Raw genomic sequence first — 19,920 nt, 5'->3', positions numbered from 1 at the left:
TGATATTGGCATTTAAAAGGAGAGAGTTTACATGATAGAAAGTAAAGTTGTAGATTCTATACCAACTTTGAATGAGAATGATTGTCAAATATGGTGGGCGAGAATTTCAGATTTACAATCATGGCATTACAATTTACTAAATGATGTAGAGAGAGAGAAAGCAAATTCATATCATCATTCGGCAGATCGTGCACGTTTTATAATAGGTTGCGTAATTAGTAGAATAGTCCTTGGAAAGATACTTTCCATGTCACCAGTTCAAGTGCCGATTGATCGAATGTGCCCAGTATGTAAGTTACAACATGGTAGGCCGCAATTACCAGAAGGTATGCCACAATTATCAGTTTCACATTCGGGTGAGTGGGTTGTCGTTGCATTTACAAAATCTGCATCTGTCGGCGTTGATATTGAACAAATGAATCCAAATGTAGACGTGATGAAAATGGCAGAGGGCGTATTAACAGACATTGAAATAGCACAAGTTATGAAATTACCTAATGAGCAGCGACTAGAAGGATTTTTAACATATTGGACTCGAAAAGAGGCAGTGCTGAAAGCGACAGGTGAAGGGCTATTGATTCCACCAGTAGAAATTACTGTATCAGCTCCAAATGATCCTCCTAAATTGTTGGTTTTTAAGGATAGACAAGAGTTAGCAGAAAATACAAGGATGAAAGATGTAAGACCTAGTTTAGATTATATGGCTTCCATTGCAATATTTAGTAAAGAAGTAGCTGAAATTAAGCAGTTAGACGCGGTATCGCTATTAAATTATAAATCAATTTAATAAAATATTTTATAGAAGAGGTGTTCCTCATGTTAGTGGCGGAAAATAGAAAAAGTGAATTAACTTATAATGTACAAGCAATTAAAAATATTTTATTTTCTAGAGATACATCATCTATTCTTGCTTTAGAAAAGCTTTTGAATGATACAGTTCAATTTGATGTTCTAGAACAAGAAGTAATGGATAGGCAGTACATTCCGAAAGAAGCAAAGAATTTCTTTGATAAAAACGGAACATTTCTTTATCGTGTATCTAATGTTAGTTATAAAGGCAAGGTGTTATCTGAAAATCTAATTTTTGCGGACACTTCGTTTTTACCGGACACGATAAAGAGTGAATTAGAGAGTGAAAATATTCCAGTTGAAAAGCTTATAGAAAAGATGGAAGTAAGAAGAAACGTATTATACGAAGGGTATCAGCCTTCTGGAAATATTATCGAGTTGTTTGATGGATGCTCGGTAGCGGCAAATGTGTATCCAACTAGAAAATATCAAATTGTAAGTAATTGCAAATGTATATTTTATATTTGTGAAGTTTATCATGCAGAGAATATAAAGGAAGTACTTAAATAAGAAATAAACAAAAAAACCAGCCATTTTATAGGCTGGTTTCTTGTTTATTTAACAGCTTCTTTTAATTCTTTACCTGCTTTAAATGCTGGAACTTTACCAGCTGCAATCTGAATTTCTTCTCCAGTTTGCGGGTTACGACCTGTGCGAGCAGATCTTTCACGCACTTCAAAAGTTCCAAAGCCAATCAGTTGAACTTTATCGCCAGATTGTAATGCAGTGGCAATTGAGTCAAATACAGATTGTACAGCTGCAGAAGCGTCCTTTTGAGATATATCAGCTGATTGTGCCACATTTTTAATTAATTCTGTTTTATTCATGTTTTCACCTCATAAAAATTTTTTAGAAAGAATGTTTTAGTATAATGGATAGTAAAGATAAGGCTAACTTTGTGATTAGAAAGAATGCTGTATATTAATGTTAATTTCGTTGAAAGAAACTGAATCCCTGCAAATTAAAAGGGATTTATTAAGAATTGATGCATACGACAAGCTATAATATGAAGATGAGGGGGAGTATACAGATGATTTTTCGTGAAAAGAATGAGAAACAAAGTATATTAATTCGTCAACATGATCATGGTTTTTTAGCTGGAGAGATTGCAAAGCATATAAAAGAAGAATTTTTTGAAGGTAAAACATATTTAAAAGAAACAGTTGATGCAATATATGAGCATGACAGAGGATGGATAGAGCTTGATAAAGTACCAATTTTGAATGATGCTAAAAATATTCCATATACATTTATGGATTGTCCAAGTTCATTACGCTTTGTTTTTTATACGATTGGTTTGAATGAAATTGAAGATTCTAATCCATACGGGGCGCTACTTTGTAGTAAGCACTTTTTATCATTTCCATTAAATGAGGAAGATGAAGAGATGATGTCTTTTTATAAACATGAATTAGAACGACAAAAAAGAATTTTGAAAACGCTAACAAATGAACGATATGCGATGTTCGATAAACATTATAGATTATTAAAGTTGTGTGATGAACTTTCTTTATATGTATGTATGAATAAACCTGGTGTAAAAAAGAAAGATGAAATTGATTTATTTAAAGATGGTTTTGAAGGAACAGAAATGTTTAATAGTAAGGGGGAGAAGCCTATTCAAGCTGAATGGGTGGATGAAGAAACAATTCAAATTACACCGTTTCCATTTAAAGCGGAATTTTATACGTATGTAAAATATAAAACTATAAATAAACATGAAATGAATGAAAAAGGGATTGTAAAAGCTGATAGAGAATCGGAAATGAAGAAGCAAAACATTCGTTTCATACAATAAGGAGACGATTTAGATTGAAAGATTACATGTTAAAACAGTTTAATTACCATGCTTGAGCTAATACACGATTATTCAACCGACTAAAAGAGTTACCAAACTATGAGACAATTTTTAATGAACAGATACAGAGTGTATTCCCCTCAATTAAGGATACTTTTTTACATATTTATATTACCGATCACGTATGTTTACACATATTACATGGTAAAAGTATGATTGAGGCAATACAAAATCGTGAAAAACTACAAAAACAAGTCGTTACATGAATTAGAAAAAATGTTTATAAATATGGCAAATCAGTATAAAGAATTTCTAAATACACTAAAAGAAGTAAATGCTGTATTTGCTATTGAGAACCCTTATGTAGGGAAATTAGAAACTTCAATTTTAGAGCTAGTACCACACGTCGTAAATCATTGTACATATCATAGAGGGAATATAACAGCGATGCTTCGTCAACTATGATGGATTTTGTACTTTATTTACATATGGTTCAGAAGGATGGGGAGTAATATAGTTTGAAAAAAAAATGCTCATTATATATGAGTCATTCCTTTTTTGATAGATTAACTGTGACTTTAAAATAAAGTTATACTGTTTAAAGAAAGTGTTATTTATGTTAATCATGAAGGGATATTCTTAAACTAACAGTTGTGTTTGTTTAAGTGGACAATAATTAAAACCCACATATTTTGAACAATCATTTTTCAAAATGTGTGGGTTTATTCTATATACAATCGATATTTGTAATGAAATTTGAACTGATTTTATTTCAAGCAAACATTAACTTGCCTGTTTTTTATTGTGTTTTTTTAATTTCTCTGCTTGTAAAAACCGATTTGTTTCAGCGACAACTACACCACTTAATCCAATTAGACCAATTAAGTTTGGAATCGCCATAAGCCCATTCGCGATATCGGCAAATGTCCATACAACACCTAACTTTAAATTAGCTCCAATAGCAATCATAACGATAAAGATTGCTTTATAATATCGTACAGCACCTTGTCCAAATAAATAAGCTACACACTTCTCACCGTAATACGACCATCCTAAAATAGTAGAGTAGGCGAATAATATAATGGCGATACCGAGAATCATACTACCAGCAGTACCGAATACGGATTGGAATGCTAATGTTGTAGCTTCAACTCCGGTTTTACCAGATTTCCATGCACCTGTTGTAATTAATACAAGTCCTGTAATTGTACAGACGATAAATGTATCAAGAAAAGTACCAGTCATAGAAACTAAAGCTTGTTTTGCAGGTGAATCTGTTTTTGCTGCAGCCGCTGCAATAGGAGCACTACCTAAACCAGCTTCGTTCGCAAATACACCACGCGCCATTCCTATTTGAATAGCTGATGCAACTGTCGCTCCAATAAAACCACCAGCGGCTGCTGTACCTTGAAATGCACCAGAAAAAATAAGTGAAAATGCTTCTGGAATTTGATCAAAGTGATAGAAAATAATAATAAGACCAGCAATTATATAAAAGAAAGCTTTAATAGGAACGATAAATCCCGTCACTTTCCCGATTTTTTTTACACCGCCTAAAATAACAATAGCGATTAAAAATGACATGAATATACCAGTTAAAGCAGGGGGGAAAGAGAAGTTGATTCGCATTGCCTCTGCAACTGAATTAGATTGCACCATATTACCGATACCGAAAGATGCAGCTGTGCCGAATATAGCGAATAAAACAGCCAGCCACTTTTTCCCTAAACCACGTTCTAAATAATACATTGGTCCACCGGAGTATTCACCATTTTCATTACTAACACGGTATTTCACCGCAAGGATTGCTTCGGCATACTTTGTTGCCATTCCGAATAAAGCAGTAATCCACATCCAAAAGATTGCGCCGGGTCCACCAATTGTTACAGCAGTTGCGACACCCGCTATATTTCCCATACCAATCGTTGCAGCCATAGCTGTCATCAGTGCTTGAAAGTGACTAATATCTCCAGAAGATGATGTATCCTCTGATTTTTTAAAAGCTAGTTTGTGAGCGTATATTAGTTTACTAAACTGTAAACCTTTTAAGCGCACTGTGAGAATGATACCAGTTCCAACGAGTAGCAACAAAGTTGGTAACCCCCACACATACTGATTAATTTGTTCTAATACTTTACTTACTGTCTCCATCTGTATTCTCCTTTTTTAGAAAAAATAAAAACCACTTCAAGGAAATGAAATGGTCTCTGGAGAAACAAGGAATAGAAAAATAAACCGATACAAATCGGCATTTTCTTTCGCTTGTCTCTGTCCTTTTTACCTGAGAGATTATCCGCTAGATTAGCGGATTTGCTCCTTCGGCGCTCTTTTTCCTCCGCGCTATTAAAAGCGAGAGGGAGTCTCTCCAGAGATTCGTCCCCATGCAGTTCTACTTGTAACCAAGACCTGAGAGTTTCAAAGTTGGTATTACAACTTTTTGCCCCGTCGGTAGATCAATAGACCTTCTCCTGAATGGTTCATCCGAATTATAAAATTCAAAACTTAAACGCATTGATTGTGTATAGAATCAATAAAAACATTATAGATATACAATTAGTGAAATGCAATCATTTTTTATTTTGAAATAGTAAACAGTTTTATTTTTTAGAAATTCCTAATTTATCCTTAACTTCATTTAAAGTAGATAAAGCAATGACAATATGTTGATCGGCAAGCCCTAAAGCCTGTTTTGTATTTTCAATTATTTCATTGGTTGGAGTAGAATTATTGTATTTATCAATAATTAAATCTGCTGCATTTTTCATGTAATTTGATGCGGATTTAAACTGAGTTCTGAATTGGATTAGTTGTTTTTGTATATGTATATCCGTTATGTTTTCTTCGATTTTTATCGTGTCTATTTCGTTCATAATTGTTTCATATTGTTTGGAAACTGCACTCATTGTAATTAATAGTTTATTGCTATCCACTGAATCTCCGTTCGTGTTAATCTCTTCCCAGGCAGGCAAACAATCTTTTTCGATAATGTCATTATAATTAGTAGTCAATTCCTTAATTTTAGGTTGTAATTTAGTTTTGAATGCTTTTGTATCAACTGTTTCTATGGTTACTTTTTTGTTATTATTTTTATCTTTAATTGTGTAGAAAATGGTAATGGAAATGATAAAAATAGAAATTACAACCATCCATTTATTAAAAAACAATTTCTTCAATGTGCAACGCCTCCAAAAATAAGAAACTTATAATTACAATATGCAACAATAATGTTATTGAAGGTAGAGAATATAAGCAGTAGTGGTTTGAATTACAATTTTTATATACGTAAATAATTAAAATAGGTAAAATGTTGAAAGTAATATGTGAGAAAAGGGGATTTTTAGTGGAAATGAACAGAAAAAAACTAGTTTCAAATATTTCAACAGCTATGTTATTAGTTGGTTTACTTGCACTCATATATATGAACAAAGAATCCAAAATTGAAGATTTTCCAATACCAATGTCAGCAATACATGTTAATGATGATAATGAAGGGAATTATCAATATATAAGTGTTATGCCTATTACGGAGGCAACCGGATGGGAGAACTTAGGGGAAAACGGACATACTGTTAGTTTTAAAAAAGGGGGTCGGAAAGTAATTGTATTACATTATCCGGGAGAGATTACTTATTATTTATTTGAAAAGTAAATAGAATGAGCCATAAACAATGAGGCTTTCCTAATTTGTTTATGGCTTTTTATATATTAAAAATTGAAGTTTGAACGATATTATGAAGGGGAATTTTATATAGAAGAGAATATAAAAATGATATAAGAAAATATAAGGAGATATATTCTATGAGGAACGAAGCTTTACATGCGGTAGAGGAATATCGTAAAGATTTAAATGCTGGTAATATTGAAAAAATAAATAGTTGGGTATCAAATGATTTTATAGGTTACTTTGGGTATTACAGTGATAGAGACTATGAGGTATACCGAGGCGATACATATAAAGAAGATAATATTGAAACATTAAAAAGTTATGAAGGACAAAATCCTTATTGGAAATATAAAGACTTAACACATAGTTTAAGAATGGAGAACGAACTGATATTATCTGCTATTGTAGAGTTTTATTTGCAGGATAAAAAAATAGCATCTGTTTTAGCGATGGAAGTTTTTAAGAAAGAAATGGATGGGTGGAAGTTATATAGACAGCATATGGAAAGATATGCGGAATAATTTGAAGGATGCTGATTTTATGTAGATTATCAATTTAAACGTAGTATCTTGAACTATCTGTTACTTATCTAAACTTGAAGTGGTGCACTCCTACGAATACTAACATATCTATTAGTTATTTTAGTAAGTTTTATTGTAGTTACTGTAGCTTAAGGATTTCTGATATCAATGTCAGAAATACATATTTACCAGGATAATGAAGTTATAACTGTATCACATGATTCCGAACAGAATAGTTATTATGTATTTGAAAAATGAATGATGATAAAAGAGATAGAACGTAAACGACCCTATAGGAGTGTTTACGTCCTATTTTTTTGTTTTTAATTCTGAATTATTCGAATTATAATATATGTAATATGGGGAGTAAAACAATATTTTGAAGGGGAATGAGTTGATAAATTGCCAAGAATAAAAAAAATAGGGCGTTTTTGTCCTGTGGATGATCAAGGATTTATTATAAACGATGCACATTTGAATAAAATTCAGCCTGTGTTTTGGGAGGTAATACAAGAAATAAAGGATACTTGTTGTCAATTGTTACGGGATGATTTGCATAGTGTTTATATAAGAGGTTCTATTCCAAGAGGGATTGGAATAGAAGGTATTGCAGACGTAGATATGATTATTTTAGTTCAAAAGGACCCTAAGGCAATAAACTTAAGCTGGAGAAAGAAGCTAGAAGTCCAAATTACACAGCAGTTTACTTGTATATCAGGAGTGGAGTTAAGTTTTTATAGTGAAAAAGAAGTAATAAACTCAGAGGATTTTTCTTTTATAGGATTTATGATTCAAACACATAGTGTGTGTATATTGGGTGAAGACGTAAAATTATTTTTACCTAAATATAAAGTAAGTCAGGAGATAGCGTATGAACATCTCATTCATTTGCGGAAACAAATTGAACAAGCACACAAAGAGTTAATTCATAATCAAGACGAGGATGATATAGAGGATTGCTGTCGGTGGATTATGAAAATAATAATCAGAGCCGGTCTAGCATTAACAATTGATAGAGAAGGGCTTTATTCCAGGGACTTATACCCAGCGTATGCACTATTTAGTAAGCATTTTTCCGAGCAAAAAAAGAATATGAGGAAGGCATTACAATATGTAATTGAGCCTATAAAAGATATAGAAGAAATTTTATCGTTTTTAGATACCTTTGGTAATTGGTTGATAGAAAGAGCGGTGGATTATTTGAAGAATATCCGTTTTTAATTCATCATAATTTTATTATGTAAACAAAAGGTATTGAAGTAAAGTAGATGAGTGAGGGATTTGGATTTTTATATTGTAGATGTCTTCTCACGAGGTAAGTATACAGGGAATCAACTTGCAGTGTTTATGGAAAATCAGGAAGTTTCCAGTGAGGAAATGCAGACAGTAGCAAAAGAAATGAATTTTGCAGATTACTATGGAATCCCAGAGGATACGGCAACAGGAAGCTCAAACGAATGTTTAGCAGCGTATCTTCTAAAATATCGTTATTTTGGAACAGAAAAGGTAGATATGCGTGTTGAACAAGGATATGAAATAAACAGGCCTTCTTTAATACATATACAAGCTGAAAAAGTAGCGAGTAAAATTAATGTTAGTGTAGGCGGAAAAGTAGAAAGTATTGCAAGTGGGAAATGGATCGTATCATATCATAAGGGGGAATAGAAATGCTATTAAAAACAATATTTTGCAAGGTGGAAGAAGAGAAAAGGGAATTGTTTTCTGATGCGCAAGAAAAATGGCGTGATTTACAGTATTTAGACGGATTCTATGGACAATTTGGTGGGTGGAATGAAGATGAAGCATGTGTGTATACTTTATGGAAAGATAGAAATGCATATCAATCATTCATGAATGACGCCCATGATACAATTTTTTTTAATAGTAATCAAGAAGGCACATATACTTCCTGCAATATTGAAATGTTTCAAACGTTTTATGATATAACAGAAATTTCTTTGAAAGACGTAATTGCACAAGGTTCATTTGTAAGAGTTGCAATTTGCGATGTGGGGGAAGGGAAAGAAAAATACTTTTTACATGCGCAAGAAACAATTTGGAATAAAGGAATGGAAAATGCAAAAGGGATATTAGGTGGAGTTGTAGGGAAGTCTTTAAAGACTGAAAATCGTTACATAGTATTAACGTATTGGCAAGATGAAATAGCACATGAACGTTATATGAAAGAAATTTTTCCTGCGTTATATCAGTTAGCAAATGTAAATGATTATGTTGAAAATATAAATGGGAAGAGAGTTATTCGGAAGGAAGAATGGTCTGTTGCCACTTCTAAATAAAGTTAGAATTTATTAGAGTAGCTAGTTTCGAAAAAATTGATTAAGAACGTTTGTTCTTGTATAATTGCTTTGTACAAGAATAAGAGGGGGTATTTAAATGAGTAAAGTTTTAAGATTTGAATTGCAAGTCCCAAACCCTGAAGAAGCTATTCAATTTTATACAAATAGTTTTGGATGGAAGTTTGAAAAAATGCCTGGGCCACATGACTATTGGTTCATTATAACGGGTGAAAGCAATCGACCTGGTATCGATGGTGGATTAATGAAATCACCTGATGGTGCTACTAGAACGACTAATTCGATTGAAGTACCTTCAGTTGATGAGTACATAAATAAAGTCATTGAAAATGGTGGACAAGTAGTTGTACCTAAAACCGCTATTCCTAATATGGGTTACTTTGCTTATTGTATAGATAATCAAGGGCTTCTTTTTGGAGTATGTGAAGAAAATATTGAAGCGTAAAAAATTAGGGGATTTCGAAATTATCTTGTTTGTTGAACGATATTGAATGATGTTTTCAATTAAAGGTTATAATTATTAAAAACCCTTTTGTATAAAAGCTAGCACAATTTTAGCTGAAGAAGGATCCATTTTGATTATTTTCAAAAGGATTCTTTTTTGTTTTTCACATATTGTGAGTTATTTAGGCATCATTAATCAAACTTATATCGGTATATTATCTATGAAAAAAGTAAATAAATGATGATATATTCAAGGGTTAATCTATGGACTGCTAAACAGTTTGAGGTGAAAAGGAAAAGAAGACCAATTATTTTCGTGTAAACATGTAATTAAGTGAAGACGTCATATACCCTTTCATGTTAATATATTTAAGTTATAATAGGAGGCTTACCCTTTTGTATTGTACGGTAGAAGCAGTGTGAGCTTGAAATTTTTTATGAAAAGGATGTGCCTAACTTGCGTATCAATAAATTTATTAGTGAAGCTGGAAAAGCGTCTCGACGTGGAGCAGATAAGTTAATTAACGAAAGAAAAGTAATTATTAATGGTAAGGTTGCAAAAATTGGTGACCAAGTAAATCCAGGTGATGACGTACGAGTAAATGGAGAGCAACTTCGTATTGCTCGAGACCATGTGTATATCGCTTTAAATAAACCAGTAGGTATTACATGTACAAGTGAAAAAGCAGTAAAAGGTAATATTATCGATTTAGTGAATCATCCTTTACGAATTAGTCATATTGGACGTCTCGATAAAGACTCAGATGGTTTAATTTTATTAACGAATGATGGCGATATAGTTAATGAGATTTTACGTGCTGAAAACAAGCATGAGAAAGAATATATCGTTTCAGTAGATAAGCCGATTACACCTGATTTCTTAGAGAAAATGGCAGCGGGTGTTAAAATTTTAGGAACAAAAACACTTCCTTGTGAAGTAACACAGTTATCAAAATATGAGTTCCAAATTATTTTAACACAAGGGTTGAATCGTCAAATTCGCCGTATGTGTGAAGCTTTAGGTTATCAAGTTTACACGTTAAAACGTACGAGAATTATGAATATAGAATTGAATAATTTACCAGTTGGGCAGTGGAGAGATTTATCGAAGAAAGAGAAAAGACGTCTATTTTCAGACTTAAATTACGAACCACAAGATTGGTAAAATTGAGAAGGGGAAATCAAAAATTTATTTTTGGTTTCTTTTTTTATTAAATAAAATATCTTTTTTAAACACTTGCAAAAATAAAATGAATAAGATATAGTAAATAACAATTAATGGATGTACTTTTAAAAGCAAAGAAAAGGACACGAGTTATTTTACCCGGTTATACAGAGAGGGAAGGAAAGCTGAGAACTTCCTAACGCAGAAAAATAACTTACCACCTTAGAGCTGCACTAGGGAAACTAAGTATCTAGTGCCGTGTATGCGACGTTATCGCAAAGGAAGCCATTGCATTTTGTGATGGGAATCTGGGTGGAACCACGGATATAAGCATATTCGTCCCTATTTTAGGGATGAATATGCTTTTTTGCATTCAATTTCATAATAAGCGAAGAAAAGGACACGAGTTATTTTACCCGGTTATACAGAGAAGGAAGGAAAGCTGAGAACTTCCTAACGTAGAAAAATAACTTACCACCTTAGAGCTGCACTGGGGAAATTAAGTATCTAGTGCCGTGTAAACGACGTTACCGTAAAAGAAGCCATTGCATATTGTGATGGGAATCTGGGTGGAACCACGGGTATAAGCACGCTCGTCCCTATTTTAGGGATGAGTGTGCTTTTTATTATGAAATGGAGAGATGAAAAATGAAAGAACAGATGATTGAAATTAAATTTCCAGATGGTAGCGTTAAAGAATTTGTGAAAGGCATTACTTTAGAAGGAGTTGCTAGTTCGATTAGCAGTAGTTTAAAAAAGAAAGCAGTTGCAGGAAAAGTTAATGATCAGTCTTTTGATTTACGCCGAAATATTGAAGAAAATGCGGAAGTAGAAATCATTACTATGGATTCAGATGAAGGGGTAAAAATTGCAAGACATTCTGCTGCACATATATTAGCACAAGCTGTGAAAAGAATTTATGGTAATGTGAAGCTTGGAGTAGGACCAATCATTGAAAATGGATTTTATTATGATATGGATCTTCCGAGTAGTGTAAACGTAGAAGATTTACCGAAAATCGAAAAAGAAATGAAAAAGATTATAAATGAAAATGTAAAAATAGAAAGAGTTGAGGTCTCGCGAGAAGAGGCAAAAAAACTGTTTAAAGAAATGAACGATCACCTGAAATTAGAACTTTTAGAAGCAATTCCTAATGGGGAAAGTGTAACACTATATAAACAAGGTGAATTTGTAGATTTATGTAGAGGACCACATTTACCGTCAACAGGCTATTTGAAAGCCTTCCAATTAACTCATGTTTCTGGTGCATATTGGCGAGGCGATAGTAACAATCAAGTGCTTCAGCGTATTTATGGTGTTGCATTCTCTTCTCAAAAAGAATTAGAAGAATATTTACATTTTGTTGAGGAAGCAGCAAAGAGAAATCATCGTAAGTTAGGTAGTGAATTAGAGTTATTTATGTTTTCAGAAGAGGCTCCAGGAATGCCGTTTTACTTGCCGAAAGGACAGATTATTCGCAATGAATTAGAAGCATTTTTAAGAGAAATTCAAAAAGAGTACAATTATCAAGAAGTACGCACTCCGTTTATGATGAACCAAGAATTATGGGAGAAATCAGGACACTGGGGGCATTACAAGGACAACATGTATTTCTCAGAAGTAGACAATAAAAGTTTTGCATTAAAACCGATGAACTGCCCAGGACATATGCTTATGTTTAAAAATAAATTGCATTCTTATCGTGAATTACCAATTCGCATGTGTGAGTTCGGTCAAGTGCATCGACATGAATTTAGCGGGGCATTAAACGGATTATTAAGAGTTCGTACTTTCTGCCAAGATGATGCTCATTTATTTGTAACACCAGAACAAATTGAAGATGAAATTAAATCCGTAATGGCGCAAATTGATTACGTATATAAAACTTTTGGATTTGAGTATGAAGTAGAGCTGTCTACTCGTCCAGAAGATTCAATGGGTGATGATAAGTTATGGGAGCAAGCAGAAGCCGCATTAGAAAATGTATTACATTCATTGAATTATAAATATCGACTAAATGAAGGTGACGGCGCATTTTATGGACCGAAGATTGATTTCCATATTAAAGATGCTTTAAATAGAAGTCACCAGTGCGGTACAATTCAGCTTGATTTCCAAATGCCAGAGAAATTCGATTTAAATTATATAGATGAGAAGAATGAAAAGAGAAGACCAGTTGTCATTCACCGAGCAGTTTTAGGATCTTTAGACCGCTTTTTAGCAATATTAATTGAGCACTTTGGAGGCGCGTTCCCAGTGTGGGTGGCACCAGTTCAAGTGAAAGTAATTCCAGTTTCGAATGCAGTGCACGAACAATATGCAAATAGGATTGCAGATAAATTAGCACAAGCCGGAATTCGTGTTGAACAAGATATACGTGATGAAAAATTGGGGTATAAAATTAGAGAAGCACAAATGCAAAAAGTTCCGTATGTTCTTGTTATTGGGGATAAGGAAATGGAAAGCGAAGCTGTAAATGTACGAAAATATGGGGAAGAGAAGTCGGATGTTGTTTCGCTAGATGTATTTGCGGCAAGTATTGAAGAGGAAATAAAGAATAGAAAATAATAATTGATTAGAAAATACGCCATTATAATGAAGTGAACTCGAATAATGGCACATGAAAAAAACACCTCCTGAATTCGCATACTAAGTATGTCAATTCAACGGAGGTGTTTTTCATTTGAAGGGAAGAGTACATTACCCGAATGAAGTAAAGTGGAAAGTGATTGATTTGATATTGAAAGGCCCCAACATTGTAGACATATCTAAAATGTTGGGGGCCGATTTGTTTTCTAGTTATTCACTTATTAAAAGTAAAGCTGTTAACTTGCCTTACAAATTTTCTTCAAAAAGTTTCGGTAAAAATTTGCTGAACTCACTCATTTCTTCTACATTGTGTTTATATAAACCACTTAGATTAATAAATGGTGGTAATCCTTTTGGGAAAATGAATGTAGAGGTCATTACTGTACCGTTATCAGATTGTTCGTATTGATGTATTACTTGTGAAATGACATCGTCATCATCATCTAAACATGAACCTATTAAAACATGGCTGTAATGGATATTGATAGGGCAATCTTTAGGATCTTCCCATCTAATTCTTAGCGGGAATTCCAGTCCATCCCCCGCAGATTCGATTGAAGCTGATATGGCTCCTACGTGTCCATGTACTTTAGGGTCAATTAACCACTTAAAATCAACATGTTCTTCTGGGTGCCATAGTTTATATCGTTCAGGGTTATCAATATTATCCCACCACCAGTCAATCATTTCTGGTGTTACGTCATTCAATTTATGTTCAACTACTAGTGATACTTGGTTTTTCATTTCTATACCTCCTGTTTTTTAAAAACCAACATGGTGTTGGTTATTTGTATTAAGTATTATAGTATGGGTATCTTATGTGTTCAATAAACAGAAATAGCTGATCTGTTGTATTCTGAACATTATATAAAAATATGTCTAAAAAAATTAAAGAGGTAAAAAGTGGAATGTGTATATGCTGATTTACGCGTAGCTCGTACTAAAGAAGCGATACGTGATAATTAATAAATGAAAAAGGGTTTGATTCCATTACGGTTAAGGATATTACAGCTAGGGCCAATATTAATCGAGGGACATTTTACTTACATGGGGAAAATATGATAAAGAAAAAGCTATTGAATTAATAGTAACCATAGTCATGGATTTAGCAATACATTGGAATAGTGAAATTGAGCAACGAAAATGGAAGTACTCTATTTTAATGTCTATGAGAGAAAAAAATAATGATTATGATACTTTATTAGAGAATGTAGCTAACCTGTATAGTGATTTTAATTATCCAGAGGATATGAAAGGGTTTATTTATTATTTAGAACCGGATGAAGGCTATGATTCAAGTAAGTATACCAAAAATGAAAATATTAGACGACTGATAGATAAACTAGATTCATTCTTACAAAGTGAACAGAAAGCTTTACAGGAGGTTTAAATCATAAGAATAAACCTTTAGAGGATATTTTATAGTAAATCGAGATTCCTTTACAAAGTCGTAGGTTATACTCCTACGGCTTTTATTATGCATTATTTAAGTGAAAGCTACTTTTTTTGAAGAGAATGAAAGATCCAATGCTAGTTCGGGTGGTTTTCGATTTGAATCAATATGCTACTTTCCAAATCGATTTACATGTACTGTAATGTAGGGACTTAAATAACAAATCGATTATTTATTAAATATTAATATTACGTTATATCTCTTATAACGGAAAATAACAAATAACGACACGTTTTTTAGAAATGTTGTTATTTGTTGCTTATTTGTCTTCTATTTGTTGTTATTTGTTATTTATCCGTCTTGTATTTATTGTTTATTTGTTGTTTTTATCTATGGAGAAATATGTAATGATGCATATCTAAATAAAGGGGATCGATATGCAGAGTGTGATTAAATTATATTAATTATTTTATATATATTAAAAATGACGCCATTTAACTAAGTATATCAAGTTGTAACTGCTATAATTACTTAAAAAAATTAAAAAATCATTTTATAAGTATAACATTTTCATTCGTATTAATACTTAATAGTTAAATTATTGAATGTAATCGACAAAATTCTACTATTTACGTATTAAAAATTTAATGTTTTAATAAAGGTGTAAATGGTATGACCACTCAAGGGGGGAGAAGATTGCACTAATAAATGTGCAGTAAAGTTGCAAGTAACATTATGTTGAAATCAATTATCTTAATATTATGTTAATTTTAAAAGGGGCTAAAATCTCGAAAGTATAGCATTTGAAAAAAGTGTTTTAAGTTTCTACATAGCAAAAATGATTTTATTCCGTAATAAAAGTATAAGCAATGTACAGTATAAATTCATCTTTTGTAATCTTGTAGGGCCCTGTTGACAAAACTAGGAGAGATATTATGAAATTATTATCAAAAAGGTCATGGCAGGGTTAGCAGTAGCAGCAACTCAAGAGAAAAATAAATATTATACTTATCATTGGGCAGTTAATTCAAATATAGGTGATGAAATTTTATTATTTACTTCCAAAAAATTTAATATTCGAATTAAAAGAAAAGAATATCCTTACTTTCTATGAGAAGTAAATAATAACGAGGTTTAACACTCTATCCGAAAGATTTCTCCTTCCTAGAGCATGTGACAAAAAGAGCCTAGCGCTAGGTCGTTCAAGATGTATGTGTAAGATTGTAAATAGACAATAGTAAAGGGGCGTACGGAATGAAAAATAAAATAATTTCAGGATTTTTTATAACATCAATTGTAACTGGGGCGACTATTCCTATCAATACTCTCGCAACACCAATCGTTCATGCAGAAACTCAACAGGAAAGCATGGATATTTCCTCATCATTACGAAAATTAGGTGCACAATCTAAATTAATCCAAACATATATTGATCAAGGTTTAATGAGCCCTAATGTACAGCTAGCAGAAGTCCCAGCTTTAAATACAAATCAATCCCTAATCAAGCAAGATATGAAGGAATGGTCATCAGAACTTTATCCACATTTAATTCTAGTAAATTCAAAAAGTAAAGGGTTTGTAACTAAATTTAATAACTATTACCCAGCATTAAAAGAGTTTGTAGACAATAAAGAAGATAAAGAAGGGTTTTTGGATAGACTTGAGGTTCTTCAAGATATGACTATGACGAATCAAGAAAACGTACAAAGACAGATTAATGAATTAACAGATCTTAAATTACAGCTGGATAAAAAACTTCAAGATCTCGATATGGATGTAGCAAAAGCACAGGGTGTACTAAGTTCAGACGGAACAGGGAAAATAGATCAGCTAAAAAATGAATTACAAAATACCCAAAAATCAATTCAAAATGATTTACAACAAATAGCATTATTACCAGGAGCTTTAAATGAACAAGGGTTTGTTATATTCAAAGAAGTCTATAGCCTTTCAAAAGATATCATTGAACCTGCTGCTCAAACTGCAGTAGCAGCGTATAACAAAGGTAAAGAAATTAACAACTCTATTATAGAAGCAGAGAAAAAAGCAGAGCAAGAAGCGAAAGAAAAGGGTAAATCTGCTCTAGAGATTGAAGCTGCCAAAAAAGAAGCCCGTGAAGCAATTGAGAAAAGCAAACAAGCTGAAATAGCTGCAGCTGCAGTTGCAAAAACAAAAGAGTATGACCTTACGAAAGCTATTGACCCTGAAAAAATTAAGAAAACATATAGTGCTTTCGCTGAAGTAAATAAATTAACAGCAGAACAGCGAACACATTTAGCAGATTTAGAGGCACAAAACCAAAAATTTTATGATTTAACTAAGAACCTAAAAATAGCAGATTTACAAAAATCAATGCTTCTTATTATGCAAAATGATTTACATACCTTTGCATATCAAGTAGATGTAGAACTTGACCTACTAAAACGTTATAAGGAAGATTTGGGTCTAATAAAAAATAGCATTACAAAATTATCTACTAATGTTGATACAACTAGCCAGCAGTCTCAAAAAGATACATTAAGACAATTAAAAAATGTAATAAGTTACCTTGAAGAACAGGTCTATAAATTTTAATATTATGTTTTTGGAAATCTAAAAAGATTATAAGAATCTAGCGAAAGAATGAGAAGGAGAATAGTTATGAAAAAATTTCCATTTAAAGTGTTAACTTTAGCTACTCTGGCAACGGTTATAACTGCTACTACCGGTAACACTATTCATGCATTTGCACAAGAAAAGACCGCTCAAGAACAAAAAGTAGAGAATTATACATTAGGGCCTGAGGGACTGAAGAAAGCATTGGCTGAAACAGGATCTCATATTCTTGTAATGGATTTATACGCAAAAACAATGATTAAACAACCGAATGTAAATCTATCCAATATTGATTTAGGTTCACAAGGAGGAGAATTAATCAAAAACATTCACCTTAATCAGGAACTGTCACGAATCAATGCTAATTATTGGCTAGATACAGCGAAACCAAAGATTCAAAAAACAGCACGTAATATTGTAAATTACGATGAACAATTTCAAAATTATTACGACACATTAGTAGATACTGTACAAAAGAAAGATAAGGCAGGCTTAAAAGAGGGTATAAATGATTTAATAACTACAATTAATACAAATTCAAAAGAGGTTACAGAAGTAATTAAGATGTTACAGGACTTCAAAGCAAAACTATATACAAATTCTACAGATTTTAAAAATAATGTAGGCGGCCCAGATGGAAAAGGTGGATTAACGGCACTATTAGCGGGTCAACAAGCGCTAATTCCACAACTTCAAGCTGAAATTGAGAAGCTACATTCTACTCAGAAAGAACATTTTGACAATGTATTAGCATGGTCAATTGGCGGTGGATTAGGAGCAGTTATTTTAGTTATTGGCGCTATTGCAGGAGCGGTAGTGATTGTTGTGACTGGCGGTACAGCAACACCGGCTGTTGTTGGTGGCCTTACAGCTCTTGGTGCAGCTGGAATTGGTTTAGGAACAGCAGCTGGTGTCACGGCATCTAAGCATATGGACTCCTATAACGAAATTTCTAACAAAATCGGACAATTAAGTACAAAAGCTGATCTCGCTAGCCAAGCTGTTATTTCGCTTACTAACGCGAAAGACACTTTGGCATATCTGTATCAGACAGTGGATCAAGCGATACTGTCTCTAACGAATATTCAACAACAATGGAATAAAATGGGGGCTAATTATACAGATTTGTATGATAATATCGACCAAATGCAAGAGCATAAACTCTCGTTGATACCTGATGATTTAAAGGCTGCTAAACAAAGTTGGAATGATATTCATAAAGATGCAGAATTCATTTCGAAAGATATTGCTTTTAAACAAGAATAGAATTTAAAAATCATAACCTATATTGGAGGAATATAAAATGATTAAAAAAATCCCGTACAAACTAATCGTTGCATCAGCTCTTTTAACTATGACAACAACTTCTATAGTCTCACCAGTAGCAGCTTTTGCAAGTGAAATTGAACAAACTAACAATGGAGATACGGCTCTTTCAGCAAATGAAGCGAAGATGAAAGAAACTTTGCAAAAGGCTGGGTTATTTGCAAAATCTATGAATGCTTATTCTTATATGTTAATTAAAAATCCAGATGTGAACTTTGAAGGGATTACTATTAATGGATATGTAGATTTACCTGGTAGAATTGTACAAGATCAAAAGAATGCAAGGGCACATGCTGTTACATGGGATACGAAGGTGAAAAAACAGCTTTTAGATACATTGACGGGTATTATTGAATACGATACAACATTTGACAATTATTATGACACAATGGTAGATGCGATTAATACAGGAGATGGAGATACTTTAAAAGAAGGGATTACAGATTTACGAGGTGAAATTCAACAAAATCAAAAGTATGCACAACAATTAATAGAAGAATTAACTAAATTAAGAGACTCTATTGGACAAGATGTTAGAGCATTTGGAAGCAATAAAGATCTCTTACAGTCGATTTTAAAAAACCAAGGTGTAGATGTTGAGGCTGATCAAAAGCGTCTAGATGAAGTTTTAGAATCAGTAAACTATTATAAACAATTAGAATCTGATGGGTTTGATGTAATGAAGGGTGCCATTTTGGGCCTACCGTTAATTGGCGGTATTATAGTGGGTGTAGCAAGAGATAATTTAGGCAAATTAGAGCCTTTATTAGCACAATTACGTCAGACTGTAGATTATAAAGTAACATTAAATCGTGTAGTTGGAGTTGCTTACAATAATATTAGTGAAATGCATAAGGCGCTTGATGATGCTATTAATTCTCTTACTTATATGTCCACGCAGTGGCATGATTTGGATTCTCAATATTCGGGAGTACTTGGACATATTGAAACTGCATCTCAAAAAGTGGATCAAAATAAATTTAAATTCTTAAAACCTAACTTGAATGCAGCGAAAGACAGTTGGAAAACATTACACACAGATGCGGTCACTTTAAAAGAAGGAATCAAAGAATTAAAAGTGGAGCCTGTTACTCCGCAAAAATAAGGAAACATTAATTCTGTTGCAAAGTCACCTAAAACATAGAGAATCTATGATTACGTTGTTAAATAGTAATGCGACAATTAATAAATCCTTATACACCAGAAAGGCGGAGTCTCATTAATGACTTCGCCTTTCGTCTTTATAAAATTTGTACCCAGA

19 protein-coding genes, 2 pseudogenes, 1 riboswitch and 2 other annotated features are annotated in these 19,920 nt (G+C 32.8%); of the genes and pseudogenes, 17 read left to right on the top strand and 4 right to left on the bottom strand.

Annotated elements, in window-relative coordinates; translation table 11 throughout:
- Window positions 1-31: 31 nt before the first annotated feature.
- Window positions 32-787: a 4'-phosphopantetheinyl transferase Sfp gene (gene sfp, locus JDS80_RS20400; RefSeq protein ID WP_098889918.1), complete on the top strand. Its 756-nt coding sequence runs from the start codon at window positions 32-34 to the stop codon at window positions 785-787.
- Between the two features lie 29 nt (window positions 788-816).
- Window positions 817-1,359 (top strand): cold-shock protein, encoded by a 543-nt coding sequence (locus JDS80_RS20395; RefSeq protein WP_071745544.1) that lies wholly within the window; start codon window positions 817-819, stop codon window positions 1,357-1,359.
- Between the two features lie 44 nt (window positions 1,360-1,403).
- Here JDS80_RS20395 and JDS80_RS20390 read toward each other — a convergent pair whose 3' ends face one another.
- Window positions 1,404-1,676: an HU family DNA-binding protein gene (locus JDS80_RS20390; protein ID WP_071745545.1), complete on the bottom strand. Its 273-nt coding sequence runs from the start codon at window positions 1,674-1,676 to the stop codon at window positions 1,404-1,406.
- A 203-nt stretch (window positions 1,677-1,879) separates the two neighbouring features.
- Between JDS80_RS20390 and JDS80_RS20385 the strand changes: the two genes are divergently transcribed.
- Both JDS80_RS20385 and JDS80_RS20380 read left to right on the top strand, forming a co-directional pair.
- Entirely contained in the window at window positions 1,880-2,647 is a 768-nt protein-coding gene (locus tag JDS80_RS20385) for a DUF3891 family protein (protein WP_071771421.1), read from the top strand.
- Between the two features lie 14 nt (window positions 2,648-2,661).
- Window positions 2,662-3,159, top strand: a pseudogene (locus tag JDS80_RS20380) (DinB family protein).
- A 271-nt stretch (window positions 3,160-3,430) separates the two neighbouring features.
- On the opposite strand, the gene JDS80_RS20375 reads toward JDS80_RS20380, so the two are convergent.
- Together JDS80_RS20375 and JDS80_RS20370 are read right to left on the bottom strand one after the other, a co-directional pair.
- Window positions 3,431-4,798 (bottom strand): alanine/glycine:cation symporter family protein, encoded by a 1,368-nt coding sequence (locus tag JDS80_RS20375; RefSeq protein WP_071745547.1) that lies wholly within the window; start codon window positions 4,796-4,798, stop codon window positions 3,431-3,433.
- A 107-nt stretch (window positions 4,799-4,905) separates the two neighbouring features.
- Window positions 4,906-5,026, bottom strand: a riboswitch (glycine riboswitch).
- 218 nt (window positions 5,027-5,244) lie between these two features.
- Window positions 5,245-5,820, bottom strand: a complete 576-nt coding sequence (locus JDS80_RS20370) for a hypothetical protein (protein ID WP_098889920.1) — start codon at window positions 5,818-5,820, stop codon at window positions 5,245-5,247.
- A gap of 131 nt (window positions 5,821-5,951) precedes the next feature.
- On the opposite strand from JDS80_RS20370, the gene JDS80_RS20365 reads away from it, so the two are divergent.
- The 8 genes from JDS80_RS20365 (at window position 5,952) to thrS (ending at window position 13,324) form a co-directional block, all read left to right on the top strand.
- Window positions 5,952-6,296 carry a hypothetical protein gene (locus tag JDS80_RS20365; protein WP_199639864.1) on the top strand — a complete coding sequence of 115 codons (345 nt, stop codon included), beginning with the start codon at window positions 5,952-5,954 and terminating at the stop codon, window positions 6,294-6,296.
- A 149-nt stretch (window positions 6,297-6,445) separates the two neighbouring features.
- Window positions 6,446-6,832 carry a DUF4440 domain-containing protein gene (locus JDS80_RS20360; RefSeq protein WP_071771422.1) on the top strand — a complete coding sequence of 129 codons (387 nt, stop codon included), beginning with the start codon at window positions 6,446-6,448 and terminating at the stop codon, window positions 6,830-6,832.
- Between the two features lie 402 nt (window positions 6,833-7,234).
- On the top strand, window positions 7,235-8,053 hold the full coding sequence (locus JDS80_RS20355; RefSeq protein WP_071771423.1) for a nucleotidyltransferase: 819 nt from the start codon (window positions 7,235-7,237) through the stop codon (window positions 8,051-8,053).
- Between the two features lie 60 nt (window positions 8,054-8,113).
- A complete protein-coding gene (locus JDS80_RS20350) occupies window positions 8,114-8,497 on the top strand; it encodes a PhzF family phenazine biosynthesis protein (protein ID WP_098889922.1) in 384 nt (127 codons plus the stop codon).
- A 2-nt stretch (window positions 8,498-8,499) separates the two neighbouring features.
- On the top strand, window positions 8,500-9,129 hold the full coding sequence (locus JDS80_RS20345) for a YdbC family protein (RefSeq protein ID WP_098889923.1): 630 nt from the start codon (window positions 8,500-8,502) through the stop codon (window positions 9,127-9,129).
- A 97-nt stretch (window positions 9,130-9,226) separates the two neighbouring features.
- A complete protein-coding gene (locus JDS80_RS20340) occupies window positions 9,227-9,592 on the top strand; it encodes a VOC family protein (protein ID WP_071771425.1) in 366 nt (121 codons plus the stop codon).
- Window positions 9,593-10,048: 456 nt separating this feature from the next.
- Window positions 10,049-10,756: a 23S rRNA pseudouridine(2604) synthase RluF gene (gene rluF / locus JDS80_RS20335; RefSeq protein WP_071745554.1), complete on the top strand. Its 708-nt coding sequence runs from the start codon at window positions 10,049-10,051 to the stop codon at window positions 10,754-10,756.
- Window positions 10,757-10,881: 125 nt separating this feature from the next.
- Window positions 10,882-11,103 (top strand) — a binding site (T-box leader).
- 35 nt (window positions 11,104-11,138) lie between these two features.
- Window positions 11,139-11,360, top strand: a binding site (T-box leader).
- Window positions 11,361-11,404: 44 nt separating this feature from the next.
- Window positions 11,405-13,324, top strand: coding sequence for a threonine--tRNA ligase (gene thrS, locus JDS80_RS20330; protein ID WP_199639863.1), 1,920 nt, complete (start codon window positions 11,405-11,407; stop codon window positions 13,322-13,324).
- A gap of 267 nt (window positions 13,325-13,591) precedes the next feature.
- On the opposite strand, the gene JDS80_RS20325 is transcribed toward thrS, so the two are convergent.
- The gene (locus JDS80_RS20325; RefSeq protein WP_071771427.1) at window positions 13,592-14,089 is read right to left on the bottom strand and encodes a DAPG hydrolase family protein; all 498 of its coding nucleotides are present in this window, start codon (window positions 14,087-14,089) and stop codon (window positions 13,592-13,594) included.
- A 159-nt stretch (window positions 14,090-14,248) separates the two neighbouring features.
- Here JDS80_RS20325 and JDS80_RS20320 point away from each other — a divergent pair.
- The 5 genes and pseudogenes from JDS80_RS20320 to hblA form a co-directional block, all read left to right on the top strand.
- Window positions 14,249-14,394, top strand: a pseudogene (locus JDS80_RS20320) (TetR/AcrR family transcriptional regulator); the annotation flags it as partial.
- Complete coding sequence (locus JDS80_RS20315) at window positions 14,382-14,735, top strand: DUF2247 family protein (protein WP_414645847.1); 354 nt, start codon at window positions 14,382-14,384, stop codon at window positions 14,733-14,735. The pseudogene JDS80_RS20320 and the gene JDS80_RS20315, both read left to right, overlap by 13 nt.
- 1,257 nt (window positions 14,736-15,992) lie before the next feature.
- On the top strand, window positions 15,993-17,312 hold the full coding sequence (gene hblC, locus JDS80_RS20310; protein ID WP_098889927.1) for a hemolysin BL lytic component L2: 1,320 nt from the start codon (window positions 15,993-15,995) through the stop codon (window positions 17,310-17,312).
- 66 nt (window positions 17,313-17,378) lie between these two features.
- Window positions 17,379-18,599 carry a hemolysin BL lytic component L1 gene (gene hblD, locus JDS80_RS20305; protein WP_199639862.1) on the top strand — a complete coding sequence of 407 codons (1,221 nt, stop codon included), beginning with the start codon at window positions 17,379-17,381 and terminating at the stop codon, window positions 18,597-18,599.
- Between the two features lie 37 nt (window positions 18,600-18,636).
- Window positions 18,637-19,764 carry a hemolysin BL binding component B gene (gene hblA / locus JDS80_RS20300; RefSeq protein ID WP_199639861.1) on the top strand — a complete coding sequence of 376 codons (1,128 nt, stop codon included), beginning with the start codon at window positions 18,637-18,639 and terminating at the stop codon, window positions 19,762-19,764.
- Window positions 19,765-19,920 lie beyond the last annotated feature (156 nt).

The sequence above is a fragment of the Bacillus cereus group sp. N8 genome (assembly GCF_016483685.1).
GTDB lineage: Bacteria > Bacillota > Bacilli > Bacillales > Bacillaceae_G > Bacillus_A > Bacillus_A proteolyticus.
Note: the sequence above shows the minus strand (reverse complement) of the source record. Positions and strands in the feature narration are given on the sequence as shown.